The following is a 4,415-nucleotide window of genomic DNA, read 5'->3' as shown; positions in this document are numbered from 1 at the left end:
GTGATGGTTTCACCGTTGCTCAGCTTGATCACCAGGTCGGTGCCAGCCTTGTTGGTCAAGGTGGCGGTGTAGGTGATCTTGCCGCCTTCGGCCACAGTGTCGGTGGCGGTGAGGCTCAAGGTCGTCACGTCTGGCGTGGCTGGGTTGTCGGTGACAGTGGTCGTGACCTCTGTCTTGTCCAGCGTCAGTTGCTCAAACTTCCACTCGTCTGCACCGCTGACCGCCTCAATCGCATTAACTACTGGCTTAGCGCCTACATAAATGTCGTCAGGAGCAGTTGCCGTGGCCGAACCAGTAGTGCTGTTCGCCGCCACGACAACCGTGGTGCCGTCGGTGAGTTTGAAGTACAGCTCCGAGTGGTTGTTGATCGGCAGACCGTCTTTGTTGGTCAGCGTGATGGTGTAGGTGATCTCGCCACCTTCGGTCACCGAAGGCGTCGCGGTCAGTTTCGCGACCACTTCATCGATGGTGTCGGTCACTTTGACCGAAGCAGGGTCGCCCAGCTGCAGGTTCTCGAACGCCGCCCCCGTTACATCCACCGCCGACTTGATGCCCAGGCTGATTTCGCCGGCATCTTGGTAAACGTCGTCACCTTGCGCGTCGTGAACATAAGGCTCGCTCGAGAGCTGACCGGCCTTGATGGTCACAACCGCGTTGTTGCTCAGGGTTACGGTCAGGTCATGCGCCAGCACTGTATTGATGTGCACAGTGAAGGTCGGCTTGACGTTCTCAGCCACCGAAACCTGGTCAGCCGTGATGGTAACCTTGACGATGTCGCCTTCGTTGCCGCCACCTGGGTTCGGATTGCCAGGGGTGCCTGGCTCGTCAGTGACCTGGGTTTTGACTTCGGTCTTGTCGAGGGTCAGTTGTTCGAACTTCCACGCATCCGAACCGCTGACCGAGTCGATGGCGTTGACCACCGGCTGGTTAGCGCCAACATAGACGTTATCCGGCGCAACAACAGTGGCTGAACCGGTAGTGCTGTTAGCTGCAATCACGACGTTGGTGCCGTCGGCCAGCTTGAAGTACAGCTCTGCGTGGTTGTTGATCGGCAGACCGTCTTTGTTGGTCAGCGTGATGGTGTAGGTGATCTCGCCACCTTCGGTCACCGAAGGAGTGGCAGTCAGTTTCGCTACGACTTCGTCGATGGTGTCGGTTACTTTGACCGAAGCCGGATCACCCAGCTGCAGGTTCTCGAAGGCGGCGCCCGTAACATCCACAGCCGATTTGATGCCCAGGCTGATTTCGCCGGCATCCTGGTAAACGTCGTCACCTTGCGCGTCGTGGGTGTAGGGCTCGCTCGAAGTCTGACCGGCTTTGATGGTCACGACCGCGTTATTGCTCAGGGTCACGGTCAGGTCATGCGCCAGCACCGTGTTGATGTGCACGGTGAAGGTCGGTTTGACGTTCTCGGCCACCGAAACCTGGTCGGCAGTGATGGTGACCTTGACGATATCGCCTTCGTTGCCCGGGGTACCTGGCTCGTCGGTGACCTGGGTTTTGACCTCGGTCTTGTCCAAGTTGAGGTTTTCAAACTTCCAGGCGTCTGCGCCGCTCACCGAGTCGATGGCATTGACCACCGGTTGATTAGCGCCAACGTAGACGTTGTCCGGCGCAATAACAGTGGCCGAACCGCTGGTGCTGTTGGCTGCAATCACGACGTTGGTGCCGTCGGTCAGCTTGAAATACAGCTCTGCGTGGTTGTTGATCGGCAGACCATCTTTGTTGGTCAGCGTGATCGTGTAGGTGATCTCACCACCTTCGGTTACCGAAGGCGTAGCAGTCAGCTTGGCGACCACTTCGTCGATGGTATCGGTGACTTTGACCGATGCATCGCCACCCAATTGCAGGTTTTCGAAGGCACTGCCCTTGGCATCTTCAGCTGCCTTGATGCCGAGCGTGATCTCACCGGCATCCTGATAGACGTCGTCACCTTGCTCATCGTGCGTGTACTGCGCGCTGGTCTCGCCCGCCTTGATGGTGACCTGAGCGTTGTTGCTCAAGGTCACGACCAAGTCGTTGGCCAGCGCGGTATTGATATGCACGGTGAAGGTCGGCTTGACGTTCTCGGCCACCGACGGCTGGTCAGCCGTGATGGTGACCTTGACGATGTCGCCTTCGTTGCCTGGAGTACCTGGCTCGTCAGTAATCTGAGTTTTGACCTCAGTCTTGTCGAGATTCAGATTCTCAAACTTCCACGCGTCTGCGCCGCTAAACGAGTCGATAGCGTTGACGACGGGCGGATTGCTGCCGGTATAGGCGTTGTCCGGTGCAACCACAGTGGCCGAACCGGTAGTGCTATTGGCCGCCACTACAACCGTGGTGCCATCGGTCAGCTTGAAATACAGCTCTGAATGGTTGTTGATCGGCAGACCATCTTTGTTGGTCAGCGTAATCGTGTAAGTAATCTCCCCACCTTCGGTTACCGAAGGTGTGGCGGTCAGCTTAGCAACCACTTCGTCGATGGTGTCGGTGACCTGAACCGAAGCGTCGCCACCCAGCTGCAGGTTCTCGAACGCAGCGCCGGTAGCGTCGACTGCCGACTTGATGCCCACAGTGATCTCGCCGGCGTCTTTGTAGACGTCGTCGCCCTGTGCTGCGTGCTCGTATGGCGCGCTAGTCTGCCCAGCCTTGATGGTGACCTGAGCGTTGTTGCTCAGGGTCACGACCAGGTCGTGGGCCAGGGCCTGATTGATGTGCACGGTGAACGTCGGTTTGACGTTCTCGGCGACCGAAGGCTGGTCAGCGGTGATGGTGACCTTGACGATATCGCCTTCGTTGCCCGGGGTACCTGGCTCGTCAGTAACCTGGGTTTTGACCTCGGCTTTGTCCAGGTTGAGGTTTTCAAACTTCCAGGCGTCTGCGCCGCTGACCGAGTCGATGGCGTTGACGACGGGCGGATTACTGCCGGTATAGACGTTATCCGGTGCAACCACAGTGGCCGAACCGGTAGTGCTGTTGGCTGCGACAACAACCGTGGTGCCGTCAGTCAGCTTGAAGTACAGCTCTGCGTGGTTGTTGATCGGCAGACCGTCTTTATTGGTCAGCGTGATCGTGTAGGTGATCTCGCCACCTTCGGTTACCGAAGGCGTGGCGGTCAGCTTAGCAACCACTTCGTCGATGGTATCGGTGACTTTCACCGAAGCGTCGCCGCCCAGTTGCAGGTTCTCGAAGGCACTGCCCTTGGCATCTTCAGCTGCCTTGATGCCGAGCGTGATCTCACCGGCATCCTGATAGACGTCGTCACCTTGCTCATCGTGCGTGTACTGCGCGCTGGTCTCGCCCGCCTTGATGGTGACCTGAGCGTTGTTGCTCAAGGTCACGACCAGGTCGTTGGCCAGCGCGGTATTGATATGCACGGTGAAGGTCGGCTTGACGTTCTCGGCCACCGACGGCTGGTCAGCAGTAATGGTGACCTTGACGATGTCGCCTTCGTTGCCGCCACCCGGGTTGGGATTGCCAGGTGTACCCGGCTCATCGGTCACTGTGGTGCTGACCGGGGTCTTGTCCAGGGTCAGCTGTTCGAACCTCCACGCATCGGCACCGCTGACGTCGGCAATCGACACCACGACAGGATCGTTGGCACCCACATAAACGTTATCGGGAGCGTTTACAGTAATCGAGCCAGTGGTACTGTTGGCCGGCACCACAACAACGGTCTTGCCGTCGCTCAGAGTGAAGTACAGCGCCGAATGGCTATCGATCGGCAGGCCGTCCTTGTTGGTCAGCGTAATGGTGTAGGTGATCTCGCCGCCTTCGGTGACCGAAGGTGTGGCAGTCAGCGTGGCGACAACCTCACTGATCGTGTCAGAGATTTCAACGGTAGCCAGGCCACCGAACTCCAGGTTCTCGAAAGTAGCGCCTGGGACAGTTGCATCAGTAACGCTGAGGGTGAGCGAGCCAGCATCCTTGATGATGTCATCACCCTGGGCCGCTGCTTTGTACTCGACTTCGGTTTTGCCGGCCTCGATGATCACCTTGTCGCCGTTGGACAGGGTCACAGTCAATGGCCGGTCCAGCGCCTGGCTGACCTTCACAGTGAAGGATGGCTGCTGGTCTTCGGTCACATTGCCGTTGCTGACGATGCTCACGGTCACCGGGTCGATACTGTCATGGATGACAGTGGATGCAGGTGTTGGGTCAGGCGTCAGCTGTTCGAAGTTGCCACCGGTGGCTTTCTCGATGGTGACGCTGACGGTCGAGCCGTTGTTGTAGACGTCGTTCGCCGGGGTCTGGAAGTCAACGCTACCCTGGGTCTTGCCTGCCTCAACGGTGATGGTCTGACCATTCGACAGGGTCACGGTCACCGGCGTCTGGGCTGGGTTGCTCAGGGTCACGGTGTAGGTGATCACGCCACCTTCGGTGACGCTCGGCGAAGCCGTCAGGGTCGCGGTGGTGTTGTCGACCGAGTCGTT

The 4,415-nt window shown here is 58.5% G+C and carries 1 protein-coding gene; it reads right to left on the bottom strand.

Going from position 1 to position 4,415, the window contains the following annotated elements:
• On the bottom strand, positions 1–4,415 hold a 4,415-nt coding region (locus tag ACI2KG_RS28555), incomplete at both ends, for an immunoglobulin-like domain-containing protein (RefSeq protein WP_404664202.1).

It is taken from the genome of Pseudomonas sp. NPDC089407, assembly GCF_044900445.1.
Taxonomy (GTDB): domain Bacteria; phylum Pseudomonadota; class Gammaproteobacteria; order Pseudomonadales; family Pseudomonadaceae; genus Aquipseudomonas.
The sequence above is the reverse complement of the archived record's forward strand: the minus strand, read 5'-3'. Positions and strand labels throughout refer to the sequence as shown.